Origin of the sequence: Pseudolysinimonas yzui, assembly GCF_014653215.1 — a bacterium.
Taxonomy (GTDB): domain Bacteria; phylum Actinomycetota; class Actinomycetes; order Actinomycetales; family Microbacteriaceae; genus Pseudolysinimonas_A; species Pseudolysinimonas_A yzui.
Genome location: NZ_BNAI01000001.1, coordinates 435,561 through 455,925 on the forward strand (window position 1 = coordinate 435,561; position 20,365 = coordinate 455,925).

A 20,365-nucleotide genomic window follows, 5' to 3' on the forward strand; every position below is an offset into this window, starting at 1 on the left:
CTAGGTTAGCAGCATGACTTCGAGCGGCCCGCGTCGTGAGGTGGGGTCGGGCCTCGTTCTCGAGGTCGTCGACCCGACCGCGTTCGTGCTCGCGGTCGCCGTCGCGGAGGGCGTTCCGACGACGGTCGAGGCGCTGACCGTGCGGCTCGACGAGCAGCTCGTCGACGTCCGCGAGGCAACCGACTCCCACGGCACCCGGCTGCACCTGTTCGAAACCGGCCCCGGCATCCTGCGCATCGACTACGCCGCGACCGTCGTCGGTCGGGCGGCCCCGCACCTCGTCGTCGAACGCGACCTGATCCGCTATCTGCGCCCCAGCCGCTACGTGCAATCCGACACCCTCACCGATCGGGCCCGCGACCTGTTCCCCGGGCTCGAAGGTCGTGGCCTGGTCGCCGCCGTCGAGGCGTGGGTGCACGCCAACCTCCGATACGACGGGGCGGCGACGAGCCCTACGGGGGGCGCCGTCGAGACCCTCCAGGTCGGAGCGGGCGTCTGCCGCGACTTCGCGAACGTGACGGCCGCGTTCCTCCGTGCGCTCGACGTGCCCGCGCGCCTCGTCTCGGTGTACGCCCCCGAGCTGGAGCCGCGCGACTTCCACGCCGTCGTCGAAGCCTGCATCGAGGGTCAGTGGGTCGTCGTCGACGCGACCCGGCTCGCCCCGCGCGCAGGCCTCGTGCGCATCGCCACCGGTCGCGACTCCGCCGACACGGCCTTCCTCACCAACACCCTCGCAGACGTGGAACTGCTCACGATCGACGTGCGCGCGACGAGCAGTGAATCCGTGGGCGACGCGCCCTCCGAGGTCGTGGTGCTCGGCTGAACTAGAGGGCGTCGAGTGCCGCGAGCGCTGCCTCGATGATCCCCGTCGGCTCCCCGGGCTCGAAGAACGCCTCCGACGAGAGGACGAGCCGATACCGGCCGTGGAACACGATCGCCGTGCCCACGTCGCCCTCGACCTCGAAATACGCCTCTTCGCCGTAGGTCGGCACCATCTGGCTCTCGGCGAACGCCTCGTTCTTCAGCTCGTCGATCTGGTCGGCGGAGTACGCGGCGACGGAGAGGTCGATCGTGCCGCCCCCCGACTCGCGCACCCACTGGCACACGACTCCGCCCGCGGCGAGGTCGTCGGCCGCAAGAGAGCCGGAGTCGGGGTCGAACGGGCCGACCAGCGCGAAGTTGGGGTCGAACGCGTACATCGTGTCGAGGTCGACGAGGTCGGTGCACTCGATGTCGAGCGCATCCGGCGTGTCGGACGCGCTCGGTGCGGGTTCGACGGTCGGCGAGTCCGTGGGCGTCGCCGACGAGTCGGGCTGCTCGGGCTGCTCCGGGGCGTCGACACACGCGGCGAGCGTCAGCAGGGTGGCTGCGATGGCGAGCGACGCGGTCGCGCGCCGGATCAGGGGTGAGGATGCGGCGGGCATGCCTCCATCTTGACCCGGCTACGATCGACCGTTGTGACCCCCGCCGAACTTTCCGCCACATTGCTCGAGTTGACCCGCTCGGTGGCGGGCGATCGCGCGGCTGAGATCGGCCCCGAGGACGTCACTCTCGAGCGGCCTCGCAACCGCGACCACGGCGACTGGGCGTCGAACGTCGCCATGAAGCTCGGCAAGCGGCTCGGGCTCGACCCGCGCGCCTTCGCCACCGAACTCGCGACGGCCCTCGCGGCGACCGACGGCATCGCCGCCGTCGATGTCGCCGGGCCGGGCTTTCTCAACATCACCCTCGATGCCGCCGCCGCCGGTGCGCTCGCGAAGTCGATCGTCGAGCAGGGGGAGCGCTACGGCGAAGGCGACCTCTATCCCGGGGTGACCATCAACCTGGAGTTCGTCTCCGCGAACCCCACCGGGCCGATCCATCTGGGCGGAACCCGGTGGGCCGCCGTCGGCGACAGCCTCGCCCGGCTGTTCTCCGCGCAGGGCGCGCTCGTGACCCGGGAGTACTACTTCAACGATCACGGCGCGCAGATCGACCGGTTCGCCCGCAGCCTCCTGGCTGCTCACCTCGGCCGGCCGACCCCGGAAGACGGCTACGGCGGCGACTACATCCTCGACATCGCCGCGCGCGTCGAGGCCGCGTACGACGGCGACCTCTCGGCGCTGCGCCCCGAGGAGGCCGAGGACGTGTTCCGCACCGTCGGGGTCGAGCTGATGTTCGGCGACATCAAGGCGAGCCTTCACGACTTCGGCGTCGACTTCGACGTGTACTTCCACGAGGACTCGTTGCACGAGTCCGGCGCGGTGGAGCGGGCCGTCGCCCGCCTGCGGGAACTCGGCCACATCTATGAGGCCGACGGCGCCATCTGGCTGCGCACGACGGAGTTCGGCGACGACAAAGACCGGGTCGTCATCAAGAGCGACGGTGAGGGCGCCTACATCTCCGGCGATCTCGCGTACTACCTGAACAAGCGCGAGCGCGGCTTCGAGCGCAACCTCATCATGCTCGGCGCCGATCACCACGGCTACGTCAAACGTCTGATGGCGATGACCGCCGCGTTCGGCGACGAACCGTACGTCAACCTCGAGATCCTCATCGGTCAGATGGTCAACCTGCTGCGCGACGGCGAAGCCCTGCGGATGTCGAAGCGCGCCGGCACGGTCGTCACGATGGAAGACCTCGTCGAGGCCGTGGGCGTCGACGCCGCCCGGTACGCGCTGGTGCGCAGTTCCGCCGACTCCGCGCTCGACATCGACCTCGGCCTGCTCACCAAGCGCACCAACGACAACCCCGTCTTCTACGTGCAGTACGCCCACGCGCGCACCAAGGCGGTGGCGCGCAACGCCGCCGAGGCGGGCGTGACGCGGGATGCCTTCGACGCGAGCCTGTTGACGCACGAGACCGAGAGCATCCTGCTCGCCGCGCTCGCCGATTTCCCGCGCGTCGTGCGGCAGGCCGCCGAGCTGCGGGAGCCGCACCGGGTCGCGCGCTACCTCGAAGACCTCGCCGGGTCGTATCACCGGTGGTACGACGCCTGCCGGGTGAGTCCGTTCGGCGACGAGGAGATCACCGACCTGCACCGCACCCGGCTGTGGCTGAACGATGCCACCGGCCAGGTGCTGCGCAACGGCCTGGGTCTGCTCGGCGTGAGCGCTCCGGAACGGATGTAGATGAGCACCGAGGTTCTTCCGCTCGAGCCCGCCGAGCCGGCGCAGTCGGAGCCGGCGGCTCCGCAACCGCCGCGCCGCCGCCGCGGACCGATCATCGCGCTCATCGTCGTCGCGTCGGTGCTCGTGCTCGGCGTCATCGCCTTTGTCGTCGCCGAGGCGTTGGCGAAGGACTACGCGCGCGACTACGTGCGCGAGAAGGTGATCGCCGTGCTCGGCTTGTCCGACGACGCCGAGGTGGATGTCGACCTGGGGGCCGGCTCGATCATCGTGCAGGCGCTCGCCGGGCGCGTCGACACCGTCGACGTCGACGTTCCGGAGGTCGCCTTCGGCGAGCTGTCGGGTGCCGTGCGGTTCCACGCAGAAGGGGTGCCGCTCGACGACACGGCGCCGGTCGACGTGCTGCGCATCGACTTCGCGATCGGCGCCGACGATCTCGCCGCGCTCGGGCAGGGCGACGACGCCTCGACGGCGCCGAGTTTCGAGTTCGCCGATGGGGAGGTCACGCTGACGTCCGAGTTCTCGCTGTTCGGTGTGACGGTTCCGCTCGGGGTGTCTCTCGAGCCGTCCGCGACCGACGGCGCGCTGGTGCTGACCCCGACCAGCGTGACGATCGGCAGCGAGACCTTCGAAGCCGGATCGGACGACGACTCGTTCCTCGGCTCGCTCGTCGCGGGCCTTCTGCAGCCGCAGACGCTGTGCATCGCGTCGAGCGTTCCCCAGGCGCTCGTGCTCGCCGACGCGACGATCGACGATGCCGAACTCGTTCTGGCCTTCCGGGGCGACGGTGCCGCGTTCGGCGGACCCGAGCTGTCGACGCCGGGCACCTGCCCCGCGGCCTGAGTTCTCGCCCGGCCCGCGGGCGGAATAGACTGGCGCGGGCTTCAGGGACCAAGCCGGGTCCGCTCGCCTCACATCCGATCCCTTCTTCTCATGTGAGCGTCCTCTTGACCGCCTCCCCTCTCGCACCCGGTTGGCTCGCCCATCCGGAAGATGCGAACGCCCTCGCGCCCACCGTCTGGCCCGCCTCGGCGACGCGCGACGCCGCGGGCGCGATCCGCGTCGCGGGGGCGTCGTTGACCGACCTCGCCGCCGAGTTCGGCACCCCGCTCTACGTCGTCGACGAGGCCGAGGTGCGCCACCGCGCGGTCGCGGTGCGCGACGCTTTCGACCGGGCGTTCGCCGCCGTCGGCTCGAGCGCGCACGTCTACTACGCCGGTAAGGCGTTCCTCTGCACGACGGTTGCCCGCTGGGTCGTCGAGGAGGGGCTGCGCATCGACGTGGCGAGCGGCGGCGAACTGGCCGTCGCGCTCGCCGCCGGGGTCGACGCCTCTGTGCTGGGCTTCCACGGCAACAACAAGAGCCTCGCCGAGATCGACCGTGCGGTCGACCTCGGCGTGGGCGCGATCGTTCTCGACAGCGTCGTCGAGATCGATCGCGTTGCCGCCGCCGCCGAGCGCCACGGGCGCGTGCAGGCGGTGCGACTGCGCATCAACTCCGGCGTGCACGCCTCGACGCACGAGTATCTGGCGACCGCGCGCGAGGATCAGAAGTTCGGCATCCCGCTCGCCGACGCCCCCGGCGTCGTCGCCGCGATCCGCACGCATCCGTCGCTTCGGTTCCTCGGGCTGCATTCGCACATCGGGTCGCAGATCTTCGAATCGGCCGGTTTCGCCGAAGCCGCACGGCGGTTGCTGGCGGTGCACGCCGAGCTGCTCGCCGGGGGAGAGGTGCCCGAACTCAACCTCGGCGGCGGGTTCGGCATCGCCTACACGAGCGCCGACGTGGTGACGCCGATCGAGCAGATCGCCGCCGACTTCGCCCGCGTCGTGTCGACCGAGTGCGAGGCCCTGGGCATCCCGGTGCCGGTCGTCGCGATCGAGCCGGGCCGCGTCATCGTCGGCCCGTCGACGGTCACGCTCTACGAGGTCGGCACCACGAAGGATGTCGTCGTCGATGGCGCGGACGTGCGCAAGTACGTCAGCGTCGACGGCGGCATGAGCGACAACATCCGGCCCGCCCTCTACGGCGCCGACTACACGGTGCGCCTCGCGAACCGCACGTCGGATGCCGACCCCGCCCTGGTGCGGATCGCCGGCAAGCACTGCGAGTCGGGCGACATCGTCGTGCACGCCGACTACCTGCCGGGCGACGTGACCCCGGGCGATCTCGTGGCCGTACCCGCGACCGGCGCCTACTGCTGGTCGCTCGCCAGCAACTACAACTACCTCGGCCGCCCCGCCGTCGTCGCCGTGCGCGACGGCGCCGCGCGGGTCATCGTGCGCCGCGAGACCGAGGCCGACCTGCTTTCCCGTGACGTGGGAGTGACCGCATGATCGAGTACCGCAACCTCCGCATCGCCCTGCTCGGTGCGGGCTCGGTCGGCGCCCAGGTGGCGTCGCTGCTGCTCGAGCACGGCGCCGAGCTGAGCGAGCGCGTGGGCGCGGGCCTCGAGCTGGTCGGGGTGGCGGTGCGCGATCTCGACGCGCCGCGCTCCGCCGAGATCCCCCCGCACCTGCTCACCACCGATGCCCGCTCGCTGATCCTCGGCGCCGACATCGTCATCGAACTCATGGGCGGGCTCGAGCCCGCGCGCGAATACCTCGAGCTCGCCCTCAACTCGGGCGCCGACGTCATCACCGCCAACAAGGCGCTGCTCGCCACCTACGGCCCCGAGCTGTTCGAGATCGCCGAACAGGTCGGCGCGCAGCTCTACTACGAGGCGGCCGTCGGCGGCGCCATCCCGATCATCCGGCCGCTGCGCGACAGCCTCGCCGGCGACCGCGTGCTGCGCATCCTCGGCATCGTCAACGGCACGACCAACTACATCCTCGACCGCATGGACACCGAGGGCGACAGCCTCGAGGAGGTGCTCGCCGACGCGCAGCGGCTCGGTTACGCCGAAGCCGACCCGACTGCGGATGTCGAGGGTTACGACGCGGCGCAGAAGGCCGCGATCCTCGCGAGCCTCGCCTTCCACACCACCGTGCCGCTCGAGGCGGTCTACCGCGAAGGCATCCTGGCCATCACCACCGAGCAGGTCGCCGCCGCGCGCAAGGCCGGCTTCGTCGTGAAGCTGCTCGCGGTGTGCGAGCGCGTCGTCGACCCGGAGTCGGGGGTCGAAGGGGTGAGCGCCCGCGTGCATCCCGCTCTCGTGCCGATCGACCACCCGCTGGCGGCCGTGCACGGCGCCAACAACGCGGTGTTCCTCGAGGCCGAGGCCGCCGGAAGCCTGATGTTCTACGGCGCCGGAGCGGGCGGGATGCAGACCGCCTCCGCCGTGCTCGGCGACGTCGTCTCGGCCGCCCGCCGCCACGTCATCGGCGGACCCGGGGTCGCCGAGTCGACGCAGGCGAACCTGCCGGTGCTGCCCATCTCGAGCGTGCGCACCCGCTACCGCATCACCCTCGAGGTCGCCGACAAACCCGGAGTGCTCGCCGCCATCGCGACCCTCTTCGCCGAGCACGGCGTCTCGGTCGAAGCCGTGCAGCAGGACGCCCGGCCGGATGGGGCCTCGCCCACCGCTACCCTGGTGATCGGCACTCATGAGGCCACCGAGGCTGCGCTCGCCGCAACCGTCTCGGCCCTCGAATCCACCGACGTCGTGAGCGCGGTGTCGAGCGTGCTGAGAGTAGAAGGACTGTAGTCATGGCCCACCTGTGGCGTGGAGTGCTCCACGAATTCCGCGACCGACTCGACGTGACCGACGCGACGCCGATCGTCACCCTCGGCGAGGGCGGCACCCCGCTCATCGCCGCCCCGGCGCTCTCCGACCGCACGGGCGCGAAGGTGTGGGTCAAGTACGAGGGCATGAACCCGACCGGCTCCTTCAAGGACCGCGGCATGACGATGGCCGTCACCAAGGCGAAGGAGCACGGTGCGCAAGCCGTCATCTGCGCCTCCACCGGCAACACGTCGGCGTCGGCCGCCGCCTACGCCACGTACGGCGGGCTGACCGCCGCGGTGCTCGTGCCCGACGGCAAGATCGCGATGGGCAAGCTCGCCCAGGCGATCGCCCACGGCGCCGAGCTGCTGCAGGTGCGGGGCAACTTCGACGACTGCCTCGACATCGCCCGGGAACTCGCCGCGAACTACCCGGTGCACCTGGTCAACTCGGTCAACAACGACCGCATCGAGGGCCAGAAGACGGCGGCCTTCGAAGTCGTCGAGGTGCTCGGCGACGCCCCCGACTTCCACTTCATCCCGGTCGGCAACGCCGGCAACTACACCGCGTACACCCGCGGCTACTCCGAAGACCTCGCCGCGGGCCGGGTCACCAAGCTGCCGCGGATGTTCGGCTTCCAGGCGTCGGGCTCCGCTCCGCTCGTCCGGGGTGAGATCGTCAAAGACCCCGAGACGATCGCCAGCGCGATCCGCATCGGCAACCCCGCGTCGTGGGAGCTCGCGCTCGCCGCCCGCGAGCTGACCGACGGCTACTTCGGCGCGATCGACGACGACGTCATCCTCGATGCGCACCGCATCCTGTCGCGGGATGTCGGCGTCTTCGTCGAGCCCGCATCGGCGATCAGTGTCGCCGGGCTGCTCGAACGGGCCGAGGCCGGGGAGATCCCGAAGGGTGCCACCGTCGTGCTCACCGTCACCGGCCACGGGCTGAAGGATCCGCAGTGGGCGCTCAAGACCGCCGACGGGGGCGAGGTCGCGCCGACCAAGGTGGCGGTGGATGTCGCCGAGGTCGCGAGCGTTCTCGGCCTGAAGAAGTCTTCATGACGACCGTTCCGGTGGGTCGCAGCGTCGCGGTGAAGGTTCCCGCGACGACCGCCAACCTCGGCCCCGGGTTCGACACCCTGGGGCTGGCGCTCTCGCTGTACGACGAACTGGTGTTCACCACCCGGGCCCAGCCCGGCGCCACGATCGAGGTGCACGGGGTCGGCGCGGGCGAGGTGCCGACCGATTCGTCGAGCCTCGTCATCCGGGCCGCCGCGCACACCTTCGCCCACTACGGCGTCGAGATGCCCGGTCTCGATGTCGTCGCGCACAACGGCATCCCGCACGGCCGCGGCCTGGGATCGTCGGGAGCCGCGATCGTCGCCGGCATCATGGCCGCGAAGGGCCTGCTCGAGGGGATCGTCGAGATCGACGCCGAGGGACTCCTGGCGCGGGCGACCGAGCTGGAGGGGCATCCCGACAACGTCGCCCCCGCCCTCTTCGGCGGGCTCACCATCGCCTGGATGACGCCCGAGGGTCCGCGGCACAAGAAGCTCATCGTGCACCGCGGGGTCTCGCCCTTCGTCGCCGTCCCGCGCGAATCGGTGATGTCGACCGCCCTCGCCCGCAGCCTGCAGCCGGAGTCGGTGCCGCACGAGGACGCCATCTTCAACGTGTCCCGCTCGGCGCTGCTCATCGCGGCGCTCATCCAGAGCCCCGAACTGCTGCTCGCGGCCACGGAAGACAAGCTCCACCAGAGCTATCGGGCGAGCGCGATGCCCGAGACGGATGCCCTCATCCAGGTGCTGCGCGCACACGGCCTCGCCGCGGTGGTGTCCGGGGCCGGACCCTCGATCCTCGTGCTCGGGAGCGACCCCGCGCAGCGGCTCGTCGCGGCGGATCTCATCGAGAAGTCGTCGACCACGGCGTGGGACTGCCTGCTGCTCGCCGTCGATTTCAAGGGTGCTACAGTGGTACCGCACTCCACCGAGGCCGTGGCCTAGCCCAACACAGAGCTCGCCCCCTTCTGAAGAAGTGCACTCCCATCAGGTTCTTCAGTCCTCCTCTCGCGCACCTCATCCGAGGTCATTCGAGCGGTCCCGAAGAACCGAACCCCGGGACGTTCTGTGCCCGGGTCGAAAGGAACACACCCCTTGACTGACGTCGACACCGCCGCGATCGTCGCGGCCGACCGCGCTGCCCTGAGCCGCCTGAAGCTCCCCGAGCTGCAGGCCCTGGCCGCGGAGCGCGGAATCGCCGGCGCCGCCAAACTTCGAAAAGGAGAACTTGTGGACTCTCTCTCAGACACCCCCGAGACCGAGGCCCCGCAGGCCGAAGCTCCGGCAGCCGACGCACCCGTCGAGGCTCCCGCCGACGCCGCACCGATCGTCGAGGCCGCACCGGTCGCCGAGGGCGACACGATTCCGGCCCGCCGCTCCCGCCGCGCCACCGCATCGACCGAGGAGGTCGCCGCGCTCGCGGTCGAACTCCCCGCGATCGACGCGCCGGTCGAGCCGCAGCGTTCGCGTGAAGAGATCGCCGCGGAACTCGACAGCCTGCTTCCCGAGGTCACCTCCGGGTCCGACGCCGAGGGCGAAGAGACCGCGCCTCGCGGACGCAACCGCAACCGCAACCGCGGCGGCCAGGGTGCGCGGGCCGAGCAGGGCGGCCAGACCGCCGGTCAGCCGCGTCAGAACGGCAACGGCGGCAACGCCGGTCAGAACGGTCCCGCCACCGACGCCGGTGACGGTGAAGGTCGCGGACGCGGCCGGTACCGCGACCGCAAGCGCGGCCGCGGTCAGGGCCAGAACGACGAGTTCGAGCCGGAGATCAGCGACGACGACGTGCTCATCCCCGTCGCCGGCATCCTCGACGTGCTCGACAACTACGCGTTCGTGCGCACCTCGGGCTACCTCCCCGGAGCGAACGACGTCTACGTCTCGCTCGGTCAGGTGAAGAAGTACAACCTGCGCAAGGGCGACGCCGTCGTCGGCGCGATCCGCCAGCCGCGGGACAACGAGCAGAGCCGCCAGAAGTACAACGCGATCGTCAAGATCGACTCGATCAACGGGCAGAGCGTCGAGGAGGCGGCCGAGCGCATCGAGTTCGGCAAGCTCACCCCGATCTACCCGAAGGAGCGCCTGCGGCTCGAGACGACGCCCGAGAAGCTCTCGACGCGCATCATCGACCTGATCGCCCCGATCGGCAAGGGCCAGCGCGGCCTCATCGTCGCGCCGCCGAAGGCCGGCAAGACGATCATCCTGCAGGCGATCGCCAAGGCCATCGCGGTGAACAACCCCGAGGTGCACATCATGGTGGTGCTCGTCGACGAGCGCCCCGAAGAAGTCACCGACATGCAGCGCGCCGTCAAGGGCGAGGTCATCGCCTCGACCTTCGACCGGCCCGCCGAAGACCACACGACGGTCGCCGAGCTCGCGATCGAGCGCGCCAAGCGCCTCGTCGAGCTGGGCAACGACGTCGTCGTGCTGCTCGACTCGATCACCCGCCTGGGCCGCGCCTACAACCTCGCCTCGCCGGCATCCGGTCGCATCCTCTCCGGTGGCGTCGACGCGAGCGCGCTCTACCCGCCGAAGCGCTTCTTCGGTGCGGCGCGCAACCTCGAGGGCGGCGGCTCGCTGACCATCCTCGCGACGGCACTCGTCGAGACCGGCTCCAAGATGGACGAGGTGATCTTCGAGGAGTTCAAGGGCACCGGCAACTCCGAGCTGCGCCTCTCGCGCCAGCTCGCCGACAAGCGCATCTTCCCGGCGGTCGACATCGTCGCCTCGAGCACGCGTCGCGAAGACGAGCTGCTCACGCCGGAAGAGGTGCAGATCACCTCCCGGCTGCGCCGCTCGCTCGCGGGCCTCGACCCGCAGCAGCAGCTCGAGGTGGTGCTCAGCAAGCTCAAGGACACGCAGTCGAACGTCGAGTTCCTCGTGCAGATCCAGAAGGTCATCCCGAACGGCAACGGGCACCACAAGGAGTAAGGCGTGTTCGAATCGGTCGCCTCGCTGCTGACCGAGCACGAGGAACTCCAGCAGCTGCTCTCCGATCCGGCGATCCATGCGGATGCCGGGCGTGCGAAGAAGGTCAACCGGCGCTACGCCGAGCTGAATCAGATCGTCGCCGCGCACGCCGCGTGGCAGGCCGCGGAAGAGGATGTCGCGGCGGCACGCGACCTCGCCGAAGAGGATGAGGCGTTCGCCGCCGAGCTTCCCGCGCTCGAGGAGAAGCTGACCGCGGCGGCCGAGAAGCTGCGCCGCCTGCTCATCCCGCGCGACCCCGACGACGGCCGCGACGTGATCATGGAGATCAAGGGCGGCGAGGGCGGCGAGGAGTCGGCCCTGTTCGCCGCCGACCTGTTGCGCATGTACCTGCACTACGCCGAGTCCCGCGGCTGGAAGACGGAACTGCTGGAACGCAACGAATCCGACCTCGGCGGCTACAAGGACGTGCAGGTCGCGATCAAGTCGAATGCCACCGACCCGGCCGAGGGCGTCTGGGCGTCGCTCAAGTACGAGGGCGGCGTGCACCGGGTTCAGCGCGTGCCGGCGACCGAGTCGCAGGGGCGCATCCACACCTCGACGACGGGCGTTCTCGTCTTCCCCGAGGTCGACGAGCCCGAAGAGATCGACATCAGCCCGAACGATCTGCGCATCGACGTGTTCCGCTCGTCGGGCCCGGGCGGGCAGAGCGTCAACACGACCGACTCGGCGGTGCGGATCACCCACCTGCCGACCGGCATCGTCGTGTCGATGCAGAACGAGAAGTCGCAGCTGCAGAACCGCGAGGCCGGGATGCGCGTGCTGCGGGCGCGGCTGCTCGCGCGTCAGCAGGAGGAGATCGCCGCGGCGGCCTCCGATCAGCGCAAGAGTCAGATCCGCACGATGGACCGCTCGGAGCGCATCCGCACCTACAACTTCCCCGAGAACCGCATCGCCGACCACCGCACCGGGTACAAGGCGTACAACCTCGACCAGGTGATGAACGGCGCGCTCCAGCCGGTCATCGACTCGTGCATCCAGGCCGACGAGGCGTCGCGTCTCGCCGACCTCGCCGACACCCCCCGATGACGTCGCTCCGGTGAACCTGCGCGCCCTTCTCGATCATGCCGTCGCCGTGCTGACGACGGCGCGCGTGCCGTCGCCGGAAGCCGACGCCGAGCTGCTCGTCGCCCACGTGCTCGGCGTTTCGCGGGGGCAGGTGCAGGCGCAGGTCGTGACGGGCGCCTCGGTCGATGCCGAACAGCGCCACGCGGTGCTCGAACTCGTCGAACGCCGCGCCGCCCGGGAGCCGTTGCAGCATCTCACCGGGCGTGCCGCGTTCCGCTCCCTCGAACTCGCCGTCGGCCCCGGGGTGTTCGTGCCGCGACCCGAGACGGAGCTCGTCGCGCAACTCGCGATCGACGCCCTGCTCGCCGTTCCGGGGGGATCCCCGCGCGCCGCCGACCTCGGCACGGGCAGCGGGGCGATCGCCCTCGCACTGGCGACCGAGGTGCCGCACGCCGAGGTCGTCGCCGTCGAGAACTCGCCCCGCGCCTACGTCTGGACTCGCGAGAACGCCACCCGGGTGGGCGCCTCGAACCTCCGCCTGGTGTTCGCCGACCTGGCGGATGCGCTACCCGAACTCGACGGAACCCTCGATGTCGTCGTCTCGAACCCGCCGTACATCCCCCTCGGTGCGATCCCGCGCGACCCGGAGGTGCGCCTGCACGACCCGGAGGCCGCGCTCTACGGGGGAGCGGACGGCCTGGATGTCGTGCGCGCCGTCTCGGCGACGGCGTGGCGTCTGCTGCGCCCCGGCGGCACTCTGGTGCTGGAACACGGGGAACTCCAGGGCGCCGACATCCGCGCTCTGCTCGACGCCGACGGCTGGCGCGCCGCCGCGACGACCCGCGACCTCCTCGGCCGCGACCGCGCGACCACCGCGCTGCGCTGACCTCGCCTCTGCCAGGATGTCGGTCGTGAGGTCGGCACGGTGCTCGACCGGAACGGAGCAGACGTGATCGAGGACACCGGAGCCGCCTGGATCGGGCTCATCGTCGTCTGGATCCTCGCCGCGATCCAGTTGGTGCTGTTCATCGCCGGGCTCATCTCGGTGCTGGCGTCGAAGCGCTACACCGGGGGTGGCAAGTTCCTCTGGGTCGTCGTGATCTTCGCCTTGCCCCTGCTGGGGCCGCTCGGCTGGTTCATCGCGGGTCGCACCGCGCAGATCCGCACGACGGCGCCCTAGCTCGCGAGCTCGCGACGCCCCTCGGCGAAGTCTTCGATCGCGTTCAACAGAGCGGCGGGGTCGCGGTAGAGGTGCGCCGTGATGCCGACGGAGCGGGCGCCCTCGACATTGATCGGCATGTCGTCGGCGAAGAAGGTGTGCTCGGCCGGTTCGTCGTAGGCGCGCAACACCCCCTCGAAGACCCGCGGGTCGGGCTTGCGGGCGCCGTAGTGACTCGACGCCTTGAGATGCTCGGAGCCGAACAACGGCACGAGCTCGGGTGCGAGCGTCGTGAGGTTCTCGCCGACGAGCGGTCCGTTGTTGGTGAGCAAGGTCACCCGACCGAGTTCCGCCGCGCGCGCGACGGCGGCGAGGGCCTCGGGGCGAGGCGTCATCGCCGATGCCCGGTTGGCGAGCCACTCCTCGGCGGTGACGCTCGCGCCGACCGCCGCCGACCAGTCCGCGAGGTATGACGCCCCGTCGGGCCAGCGCCCCGCTTCCGCGGCCCATTCGCCCTCGTCGTGCCACCACCGGCGCCGCAGCTCGGGAAAGTCGAGCCCCGTCAGCGCGGTGAGACCGGTCATCCGGTGACGCCAGTCGTAGTCGTAGAGGACGTCATCCATGTCGAAGACGAAGAGCAAACCCATGATGTTCCCAGTCTCCCTGACGGTCGCAGGTGCTGCTGACCGCGCGCCCCGTAGGGTAGAGGGCGCCATGGCTCTGTACGACACGAGCGTCCCCGACGAACTGTTGACCGGGATGCGTTCCGCCCGCGTTGCGATCGGGCGCGGGGAGCTGGTGGTGATCCCGACCGACACCGTCTACGGCGTTGCGGCCGACGCGTTCTCCCCGGCGGCCGTGCAGCGGTTGCTGGAGGCGAAGGGCCGCGACCGCACGGCGCCGCCGCCGGTGCTGGTTCCCGGCATCCCGACCCTCGACGCGCTCACCGAGTTCGTCCCCGACGAGGTGCGCGCGCTGGTCGCGCAGTTCTGGCCGGGCGGGCTGACCGTGGTGCTGCGGGCCCGACCCACCCTCGAGTGGGACCTGGGGGAGACCCGGGGCACCGTCGCCGTGCGGATGCCGGATCAGCGCATCGCGCTCGAACTGCTCGCCGAGACCGGGCCTCTCGCCGTCTCGAGCGCGAACCGCACCGGCGAACCCGCCGCGATGACCGCCGCGGAGGCCGAGGTCGCGCTCGGTGACGCGGTCGCCGTGTACCTCGAGGCCGGTCAGGTCGGCGCCGCGTATCCCGATGCCCAGGTCGGCACCGGGTCGACGATCGTCGATGCGACGGCGCTGGAGCATCCCGACGGCAAGCTGCGGATCCTGCGTCACGGCGTCATCCCGGATGCCGCGATCATCGAGATCGTGGGGGCCGAGCGTTGCGCATAATCTTCTACGTCCTCGTGGCGCTCGTGTCCGGGGTCGTCTCGTTCGGCGCCTCGTGGGCGATCTGGAAGCTCAGCCACAAGTACCGCCTGTACCCGAAGATCCGCGCACGTGACGTGCACACCCGGCCCACCCCGCGTCTCGGCGGGATCGCGCTGTTCCTCGGCATCGTCATCGCCTTCGCGGTCGGTTCGCAGCTGCCCCCTCTCGCCCTCATCTTCAACCAGCCGCAGCAGGTGCTCGCGGTGCTCGGTGCCGCGCTGCTCATCGTGCTCATCGGCGTCGCCGACGACATCTGGGATCTCGACTGGTTCACCAAGCTGGCCGGGCAGATCATGGCGGCGGGCCTGCTGGCCTGGCAGGGCGTGCAGATCGGCTGGGTGCCGTTGCCGGGCACCGTCGCACCGCTGTCGCCCTACATGTCGCTGCTCGTGACGATCTTCGCGATCGTGCTGGTCATGAACGCCGTCAACTTCATCGACGGGCTCGACGGGCTCGTCGCCGGCGTCGCGACGGTCGCGAGTGCCGCGTTCTTCGTCTACGGCTACATCGTGTCGTACGGCCCGACCGAGCAGAGCGACTACTTCAACCTCGCGCAGTTCATCACCGCGGCGCTCATCGGCGCCTGCCTCGGGTTCCTGCCGTGGAACTGGCGGCGCGGCGACGATCGCCCGGCCCGGCTGTTCATGGGGGATGGCGGAGCGCTGCTCGTCGGACTCCTGATGGCGACGTCGACCGTCGCCCTGGCCGGGCAGACCGTGCCGACGAGTGCGAGCGAGGGGCTTGTGGCGCTCATCCCGGTCATCCTGCCGCTCGCGGTGCTCATCGTGCCGCTCGCCGACTTCACCCTCGCGGTGCTGCGTCGGCTGCGCGCCGGCAAGTCGCCGTTCAGCGCCGACCGCAATCACCTGCATCATCGCCTGCTCGACATGGGGCACTCGCACGTTCACGCCGTCGTGATCTTCTACGCGTGGACCGCCGCCGCATCGGTCGGCATGCTGCTGTTCCTCATCCCCGGGCGCGGGCTGCTGATCGGCGGAATCGTGATGCTCGTCGGGTTCGTCGTATGCACGATCGTGACGCTCGCCCCGCTGAGTCGTCGCAAAGCGATCGAGGCGGCGGTGCAGAGCGCTCCGGCGGATCTGGCGGCGGATGCCGGGGTCGCCGAATTCGATCCGCTCGACGCCGCGGCGGGGGCGAGCGCGGTGGGCGTGGAACACACCGACGCGGAGGCCGCACGAGCCCTCGAGCGGTTGCATGAGAAAGAGGCGTCCGCATGACCGTCGCAGCCCTGATGACCCGCGCCCTGCGCTACGGCGCGATCGTCGCGGTGGCGGTCGCGGTCGTCGCCGGCACCATCGGCTGGCTGACCTCCGGGCTGCCGGGCCTGCTCGGCGGACTGTCGGGGGCAGCACTCTCCGCGGTATTCCTCGGGCTCACCGCCGTCAGCATCCTGATCGCCGGTCGGGTCACGCGGGGGGATCCCGGCAACCCGGCGTTCTTCGGGATCGTGCTCGGGGTCTGGGTGCTCAAGCTCGTCGCCTTCGTCGTCGCGGCGATCTTCATGCGCGCCTGGGATGCCGTCGACCCGGTCGTGTTCTTCTGGGCGGTCATCGCCGCGGTGATCGGCACCCTGGTCGGCGACATCGTCGCCCTCGTCCGCACGCGCATCCCCTACGCGAGCGACGTCGTGCTGCCGGGCGATCCTCCTCGGGCGTGACCGGTCCGGATGCGGGCCGCCGGGGGCGCCGGAGGCAACTCAATTCCTTGATAGGGTGAAGGTGACCTTCCCCCCACAAATCGCCCGCGTTGTCGCGCCCGATTCAGGAGAAAGCCCCTGTTAGCTTCAATCCTCACTCCGATCCTTCCCATGTCGGAGTGCCCTCCGGGTGAGTTCTGTGGGCCGTCGGTGGAAGAGTTCTTCCCCGAGCCGATTCTGTTCCTCAACACTCCGTTCGAGATGAACCGCATCCTGCTCATCCGGATGCTCGTGGTCGTCGTGCTCGCCGTCATCTTCTGGGTGGCGACACGCAACCTCAAGGTCGTTCCGACCAAGGGCCAGGTGGTCTTCGAGACGATCACCGGCTTCGTGCGCAACAACATCATCATCGAGACGTTGGGTGAGAAGGACGGCCGCCGGTTCATGCCGGTGCTGTTCACGATCTTCTTCCTGACCCTCGGGCTGAACATCACCGGCGTCATCCCGGGTCTGCAGATCGCCAGCACCGGGCTCATCGGGCAGGCCCTCATCATGGCCCTGGTCGCCTACTTCACCTTCATCTACGCCGGCATGCGGCGCCACGGCTTCAGGTTCTTCAAGAACCAGACGGTGTTGCCGGGCGTTCCGATCTTCATCGTGCCGGTCATCGCGATCCTCGAAGCGCTGTCGACGTTCATCATCAGGCCGGTCACGCTGACGCTCCGACTCACCATGAACATGGTCGCGGGGCACATGCTGCTCGTGCTGTGCTTCCTCGCGACGAACTTCTTCTTCGTGACGGTGCTCGTCGAGCAGGGCAACCCCCTCGGGCTCCTCGGCGTCGGCACCTTCGCCTTCGGCATCGCATTCACGGCGCTCGAGATCTTCGTCGCCGCGCTTCAGGCCTTCGTCTTCACGATCCTCACCGCCATCTACATCCAGTTGGCGCTGGCCGACGAGCACTAGAGCTCGTCGAACGTTTCTGCCCCACCTCGAAAGGAAATCCCTGTGAACATCGTCGGAACGCTCGCCCCGCTTGCTTTCGGTCTCGCCGCCATCGGCTCCGGTGTCGGCGTCGGCATCATCGTCGGCAAGACGATCGAGTCGGTCGCCCGCCAGCCTGAGATGGCCGGGCGCCTCCAGACCCTCATGTGGATCGGTATCGCGCTCACCGAGGCTCTCGCCTTCATCGCCATCGGTGTCGCCTTCATCCCGTTCCCCGCGCCGTAAGTTGCGCCCCCTCGAATTGAAGGAGTCCGGATGCTGACCGCATTCGCTGTGCTCGCCGTCGAAGCCGAGGGCGAGGAGTCGCAGTCGCTGCTGCTTCCCGCGCTGCCCGACTTGATCTGGGGCTCGATCGCTTTCGCGCTGATCCTCGGCCTCATGCTGTGGCGCTTCGTGCCGCGCATCAACGCAGCACTCGCCGCTCGCGTCGACGCCATCGAGGGCGGCATCAAGCGCGCCGACGAGGCGCAGGCCGAGGCCAACGCTGCGCGGGACAAGTACCTGGCACAGCTCGCCGAGGTGCGCACCGAGGCCGGTCGCATCCGCGAGGAGGCGCGCGAAGACGCCAAGCAGATCCGTGCCGGACTCGTCGAGCAGGCACAGGCCGACGCGGCGCGCATCGTCGCGAACGCCCAGGTGCAGATCGAGGCCGAGCGGGCAGCCGCTCTCGCGTCGCTGCGCACCGAGGTCGGTTCGCTCGCCCTCGACCTCGCGTCGGGTGTCATCGGTGAGTCGCTGAGCGACGACAAGAAGGCCGCCGGCATCGTCGACCGCTTCCTGGTCGACCTCGCCGCGTCCGAGAAGGCGCAGGCTGGTCGCTGATGGGTTCCGCTTCCCGCGCCGCGCTCGCTTCGGCCGTCACCGCTCTCGCCGGAGAGAAGGGCGTCACGCTCGCCACCGGCGAGCAGCTGCTGTCGGCCGGGCGTGACATCGCGGGTTCGCCCCAACTGCGGTCGACGCTCGTCGACCCGTCGATCGACGAGGCTGCGAAGTCGAAGCTCATCGGCAAGATCTTCGGCAGTCTCGATGCGGTCACCGCGCGCCTGCTGTCGGGGCTCACGACGGCCCGCTGGTCGGATTCCGACGAGCTGATCGACGGCATCGAGCAGATCGGCATACGCGCGATCGCCGCGGCGTCGCCGCAGGCCTCGATCGAGTCGGAGCTCTTCGCGTTCGCGCGGGCGGTGACGAGCGACAACGAGCTCGAACTCGCGGTCGGCAGCACCCTGAGCGACCCGCTGCAGAAGGCCGCGCTCGTCGAGCGACTGCTCGGCGCCAAGGCGAACCCCGCAACCGTGTCGATCGTGCGCCACCTGGTGCAGAGCCCCCGGGGCCGCCGCATCGGCGAACTGCTGCAGTCGGCGGCCGAAACGGTGGCGGATGCCTCCGGCGGCATCGTCGCAACGGTCACGGCGGCAGCGCCGCTTTCCGCAGCGCAACTCGAGAAGCTCACCTCGACCCTGACGACGCAGTACGGGCGCGAGCCGCGCATCGCCCTGCGGATCGACCCGGCCGTCATCGGCGGCCTGCGGGTGCAGATCGGCGAAGACGTCATCGACGGCACCGTCGCCGCCCGCCTCGCCGACCTCCGACTCCAACTCGCCGGCTGACCCCGGCACCGTAGACCACTTCCACAAAGGAACCTCATGGCAGACATCACCATCTCTCCCGAAGAGATCCGTAGCGCCCTCAAAGACTTCGTTGCGGGTTACCAGCCCTCGGGCGCGAAGAAGACCGAGGTCGGAACCGTCGTCGACGCCGCGGACGGCATCGCGCACGTCGAAGGCCTCCCGGGCGCGATGGCGAACGAGCTGCTGCGCTTCGCCGACGGCACCCTCGGCCTCGCGCTGAACCTCGACGAGAACGAGATCGGCGTCATCGTGCTCGGTGAGTTCACCGGCATCGAGGAGGGCATGGAGGTCACCCGCACGGGCGAGGTGCTCTCGGTTCCCGTCGGCGACGCCTACCTCGGTCGCGTCGTCGACCCGCTCGGCACCCCGATCGACGGCCTCGGCGAGATCAAGAGCGAGACCCGTCGCGCCCTCGAACTGCAGGCGCCCGGCGTCATGTCGCGCAAGAGCGTGCACGAGCCGATGCAGACCGGCATCAAGGCCATCGACGCGATGATCCCGGTCGGCCGTGGCCAGCGTCAGCTCATCATCGGCGACCGCCAGACCGGCAAGACCGCGATCGCGATCGACACGATCATCAACCAGAAGGCCAACTGGGACTCCGGCGACACCACCAAGCAGGTGCGCTGCATCTACGTCGCGATCGGTCAGAAGGGTTCGACGATCGCGGCCGTGAAGGGCGCCCTCGAGGATGCCGGCGCGATGGAGTACACGACGATCGTCGCGGCTCCCGCATCCGACCCGGCCGGCTTCAAGTACCTCGCCCCGTACACCGGTTCGGCCATCGGCCAGCACTGGATGTACGCCGGCAAGCACGTGCTGATCATCTTCGACGACCTGACCAAGCAGGCCGAGGCCTACCGTGCCGTCTCGCTGCTGCTGCGTCGCCCGCCGGGACGTGAGGCCTACCCGGGTGACGTCTTCTACCTGCACTCGCGTCTGCTCGAACGTTGCGCCAAGCTCTCCGACGAGCTGGGCGCCGGCTCGATGACCGGTCTGCCGATCATCGAGACCAAGGCCAACGACGTCTCGGCCTACATCCCGACCAACGTGATCTCGATCACCGACGGCCAGATCTTCCTGCAGTCCGACCTCTTCAACTCCAACCAGCGCCCCGCTGTCGACGTCGGCATCTCGGTGTCCCGCGTCGGCGGTGACGCTCAGGTGAAGAGCATCAAGAAGGTCTCGGGAACGCTGAAGCTCGAGCTGGCCCAGTACCGTTCGCTCGAGGCGTTCGCGATGTTCGCCTCCGACCTCGACGCCACGTCGCGGCGTCAGCTGGCTCGTGGGGCACGCCTCACCGAGCTGCTGCGTCAGCCGCAGTACTCGCCGTACCCGGTCGAGGAGCAGGTCGTCTCGATCTGGGCCGGCACGAACGGCCACCTCGACGAGGTGCCGGTGCCCGATGTTCTGCGTTTCGAGCGCGAGCTGCTCGACTCGCTCAAGCGCCACACCAAGATCCTCGACACGCTGCGCGACACGAACGTGCTGAGCGACGAGACGGTGGCGGAGCTCGAGAAGGCCGTCGAGAAGTTCAAGACCGAGTTCCAGACCGGCGACGGTCGCGCACTCGACGCCCCCGGTTCCGAGCAGTTCGACGAGATCCCCCTGGAAGAAATCAACCAGGAGAAGATCGTGAAGAGTCGCCGGTAGCC

General features: G+C 69.8%; 21 protein-coding genes. 19 read left to right on the forward strand and 2 right to left on the reverse strand.

Going from position 1 to position 20,365, the window contains the following annotated elements:
• Nucleotides 1-13 precede the first annotated feature (13 nt).
• Nucleotides 14-823, forward strand: a complete 810-nt coding sequence (locus tag IE173_RS02270; RefSeq protein ID WP_191281746.1) for a transglutaminase-like domain-containing protein — start codon at nucleotides 14-16, stop codon at nucleotides 821-823.
• Between the two features lies 1 nt (nucleotide 824).
• Here IE173_RS02270 and IE173_RS02275 read toward each other — a convergent pair whose 3' ends face one another.
• Entirely contained in the window at nucleotides 825-1,424 is a 600-nt protein-coding gene (locus tag IE173_RS02275; RefSeq protein WP_191281747.1) for an arginyl-tRNA synthetase, read from the reverse strand.
• Between the two features lie 33 nt (nucleotides 1,425-1,457).
• On the opposite strand from IE173_RS02275, the gene argS reads away from it, so the two are divergent.
• The 10 genes from argS to IE173_RS02325 all read left to right on the forward strand — a co-directional run bounded on the left by argS (nucleotide 1,458) and on the right by IE173_RS02325 (nucleotide 13,007).
• A complete protein-coding gene (gene argS, locus IE173_RS02280) occupies nucleotides 1,458-3,110 on the forward strand; it encodes an arginine--tRNA ligase (protein ID WP_191281748.1) in 1,653 nt (550 codons plus the stop codon).
• Entirely contained in the window at nucleotides 3,111-3,950 is an 840-nt protein-coding gene (locus IE173_RS02285; RefSeq protein WP_191281749.1) for an LmeA family phospholipid-binding protein, read from the forward strand.
• Between the two features lie 104 nt (nucleotides 3,951-4,054).
• The gene (gene lysA / locus IE173_RS02290) at nucleotides 4,055-5,443 is read left to right on the forward strand and encodes a diaminopimelate decarboxylase (protein ID WP_191281750.1); all 1,389 of its coding nucleotides are present in this window, start codon (nucleotides 4,055-4,057) and stop codon (nucleotides 5,441-5,443) included.
• Nucleotides 5,440-6,753: a homoserine dehydrogenase gene (locus IE173_RS02295; RefSeq protein ID WP_191281751.1), complete on the forward strand. Its 1,314-nt coding sequence runs from the start codon at nucleotides 5,440-5,442 to the stop codon at nucleotides 6,751-6,753. The genes lysA and IE173_RS02295 overlap by 4 nt, the downstream gene beginning before the upstream one ends.
• 2 nt (nucleotides 6,754-6,755) lie before the next feature.
• Nucleotides 6,756-7,835 (forward strand): threonine synthase, encoded by a 1,080-nt coding sequence (gene thrC, locus IE173_RS02300; protein ID WP_191281752.1) that lies wholly within the window; start codon nucleotides 6,756-6,758, stop codon nucleotides 7,833-7,835.
• Complete coding sequence (gene thrB, locus IE173_RS02305) at nucleotides 7,832-8,776, forward strand: homoserine kinase (RefSeq protein ID WP_191281753.1); 945 nt, start codon at nucleotides 7,832-7,834, stop codon at nucleotides 8,774-8,776. The genes thrC and thrB overlap by 4 nt, the downstream gene beginning before the upstream one ends.
• A 150-nt stretch (nucleotides 8,777-8,926) precedes the next feature.
• Entirely contained in the window at nucleotides 8,927-10,762 is a 1,836-nt protein-coding gene (gene rho / locus IE173_RS02310; protein ID WP_229841825.1) for a transcription termination factor Rho, read from the forward strand.
• A gap of 3 nt (nucleotides 10,763-10,765) precedes the next feature.
• Nucleotides 10,766-11,848, forward strand: coding sequence for a peptide chain release factor 1 (gene prfA / locus IE173_RS02315; RefSeq protein ID WP_191281754.1), 1,083 nt, complete (start codon nucleotides 10,766-10,768; stop codon nucleotides 11,846-11,848).
• A 10-nt stretch (nucleotides 11,849-11,858) separates the two neighbouring features.
• The gene (gene prmC / locus IE173_RS02320) at nucleotides 11,859-12,713 is read left to right on the forward strand and encodes a peptide chain release factor N(5)-glutamine methyltransferase (RefSeq protein ID WP_191281755.1); all 855 of its coding nucleotides are present in this window, start codon (nucleotides 11,859-11,861) and stop codon (nucleotides 12,711-12,713) included.
• A 39-nt stretch (nucleotides 12,714-12,752) separates the two neighbouring features.
• Nucleotides 12,753-13,007, forward strand: coding sequence for a PLDc N-terminal domain-containing protein (locus IE173_RS02325; RefSeq protein ID WP_229841826.1), 255 nt, complete (start codon nucleotides 12,753-12,755; stop codon nucleotides 13,005-13,007).
• On the opposite strand, the gene IE173_RS02330 is transcribed toward IE173_RS02325, so the two are convergent.
• Nucleotides 13,004-13,633, reverse strand: coding sequence for an HAD-IA family hydrolase (locus tag IE173_RS02330; protein WP_191281756.1), 630 nt, complete (start codon nucleotides 13,631-13,633; stop codon nucleotides 13,004-13,006). The two genes, IE173_RS02325 and IE173_RS02330, sit on opposite strands and share 4 nt — an antisense overlap.
• A 67-nt stretch (nucleotides 13,634-13,700) precedes the next feature.
• Here IE173_RS02330 and IE173_RS02335 point away from each other — a divergent pair, with 67 nt between their 5' ends.
• From IE173_RS02335 to atpA, 8 genes are all read left to right on the forward strand, one after another.
• Nucleotides 13,701-14,378, forward strand: coding sequence for an L-threonylcarbamoyladenylate synthase (locus IE173_RS02335; RefSeq protein ID WP_191281757.1), 678 nt, complete (start codon nucleotides 13,701-13,703; stop codon nucleotides 14,376-14,378).
• Nucleotides 14,375-15,655, forward strand: a complete 1,281-nt coding sequence (locus tag IE173_RS02340; RefSeq protein WP_191282443.1) for an MraY family glycosyltransferase — start codon at nucleotides 14,375-14,377, stop codon at nucleotides 15,653-15,655. The genes IE173_RS02335 and IE173_RS02340 overlap by 4 nt, the downstream gene beginning before the upstream one ends.
• The gene (locus IE173_RS02345; protein WP_191281758.1) at nucleotides 15,652-16,095 is read left to right on the forward strand and encodes a hypothetical protein; all 444 of its coding nucleotides are present in this window, start codon (nucleotides 15,652-15,654) and stop codon (nucleotides 16,093-16,095) included. Before IE173_RS02340 ends, IE173_RS02345 begins: the two co-directional genes overlap by 4 nt.
• Nucleotides 16,096-16,284: 189 nt before the next feature.
• Nucleotides 16,285-17,040: a F0F1 ATP synthase subunit A gene (gene atpB, locus IE173_RS02350; protein ID WP_229841827.1), complete on the forward strand. Its 756-nt coding sequence runs from the start codon at nucleotides 16,285-16,287 to the stop codon at nucleotides 17,038-17,040.
• A 42-nt stretch (nucleotides 17,041-17,082) separates the two neighbouring features.
• A complete protein-coding gene (gene atpE / locus IE173_RS02355) occupies nucleotides 17,083-17,304 on the forward strand; it encodes a F0F1 ATP synthase subunit C (RefSeq protein ID WP_191281760.1) in 222 nt (73 codons plus the stop codon).
• A 30-nt stretch (nucleotides 17,305-17,334) separates the two neighbouring features.
• Entirely contained in the window at nucleotides 17,335-17,901 is a 567-nt protein-coding gene (locus tag IE173_RS02360) for a F0F1 ATP synthase subunit B (RefSeq protein WP_191281761.1), read from the forward strand.
• Entirely contained in the window at nucleotides 17,901-18,689 is a 789-nt protein-coding gene (locus IE173_RS02365) for a F0F1 ATP synthase subunit delta (protein WP_191281762.1), read from the forward strand. Before IE173_RS02360 ends, IE173_RS02365 begins: the two co-directional genes overlap by 1 nt.
• Nucleotides 18,690-18,725: 36 nt before the next feature.
• Nucleotides 18,726-20,363, forward strand: a complete 1,638-nt coding sequence (gene atpA, locus IE173_RS02370) for a F0F1 ATP synthase subunit alpha (RefSeq protein ID WP_191281763.1) — start codon at nucleotides 18,726-18,728, stop codon at nucleotides 20,361-20,363.
• The last annotated feature ends 2 nt before the right edge of the window (nucleotides 20,364-20,365 follow it).

What these genes read in the sequence shown, in the direction of transcription:
- thrB (WP_191281753.1), top strand. Translation starts at nt 7,832, where the DNA reads ATGACGACCGTTCCGGTGGGTCGCAGCGTCGCGGTGAAGGTTCCCGCG.
- IE173_RS02335 (WP_191281757.1), top strand. Translation starts at nt 13,701, where the DNA reads ATGGCTCTGTACGACACGAGCGTCCCCGACGAACTGTTGACCGGGATG.
- IE173_RS02365 (WP_191281762.1), top strand. Translation starts at nt 17,901, where the DNA reads ATGGGTTCCGCTTCCCGCGCCGCGCTCGCTTCGGCCGTCACCGCTCTC.
- IE173_RS02275 (WP_191281747.1), bottom strand. Translation starts at nt 1,424, where the DNA reads ATGCCCGCCGCATCCTCACCCCTGATCCGGCGCGCGACCGCGTCGCTC.
- IE173_RS02345 (WP_191281758.1), top strand. Translation starts at nt 15,652, where the DNA reads ATGACCGTCGCAGCCCTGATGACCCGCGCCCTGCGCTACGGCGCGATC.
- IE173_RS02270 (WP_191281746.1), top strand. Translation starts at nt 14, where the DNA reads ATGACTTCGAGCGGCCCGCGTCGTGAGGTGGGGTCGGGCCTCGTTCTC.
- IE173_RS02330 (WP_191281756.1), bottom strand. Translation starts at nt 13,633, where the DNA reads ATGGGTTTGCTCTTCGTCTTCGACATGGATGACGTCCTCTACGACTAC.
- thrC (WP_191281752.1), top strand. Translation starts at nt 6,756, where the DNA reads ATGGCCCACCTGTGGCGTGGAGTGCTCCACGAATTCCGCGACCGACTC.
- IE173_RS02295 (WP_191281751.1), top strand. Translation starts at nt 5,440, where the DNA reads ATGATCGAGTACCGCAACCTCCGCATCGCCCTGCTCGGTGCGGGCTCG.
- atpA (WP_191281763.1), top strand. Translation starts at nt 18,726, where the DNA reads ATGGCAGACATCACCATCTCTCCCGAAGAGATCCGTAGCGCCCTCAAA.
- IE173_RS02360 (WP_191281761.1), top strand. Translation starts at nt 17,335, where the DNA reads ATGCTGACCGCATTCGCTGTGCTCGCCGTCGAAGCCGAGGGCGAGGAG.
- IE173_RS02285 (WP_191281749.1), top strand. Translation starts at nt 3,111, where the DNA reads ATGAGCACCGAGGTTCTTCCGCTCGAGCCCGCCGAGCCGGCGCAGTCG.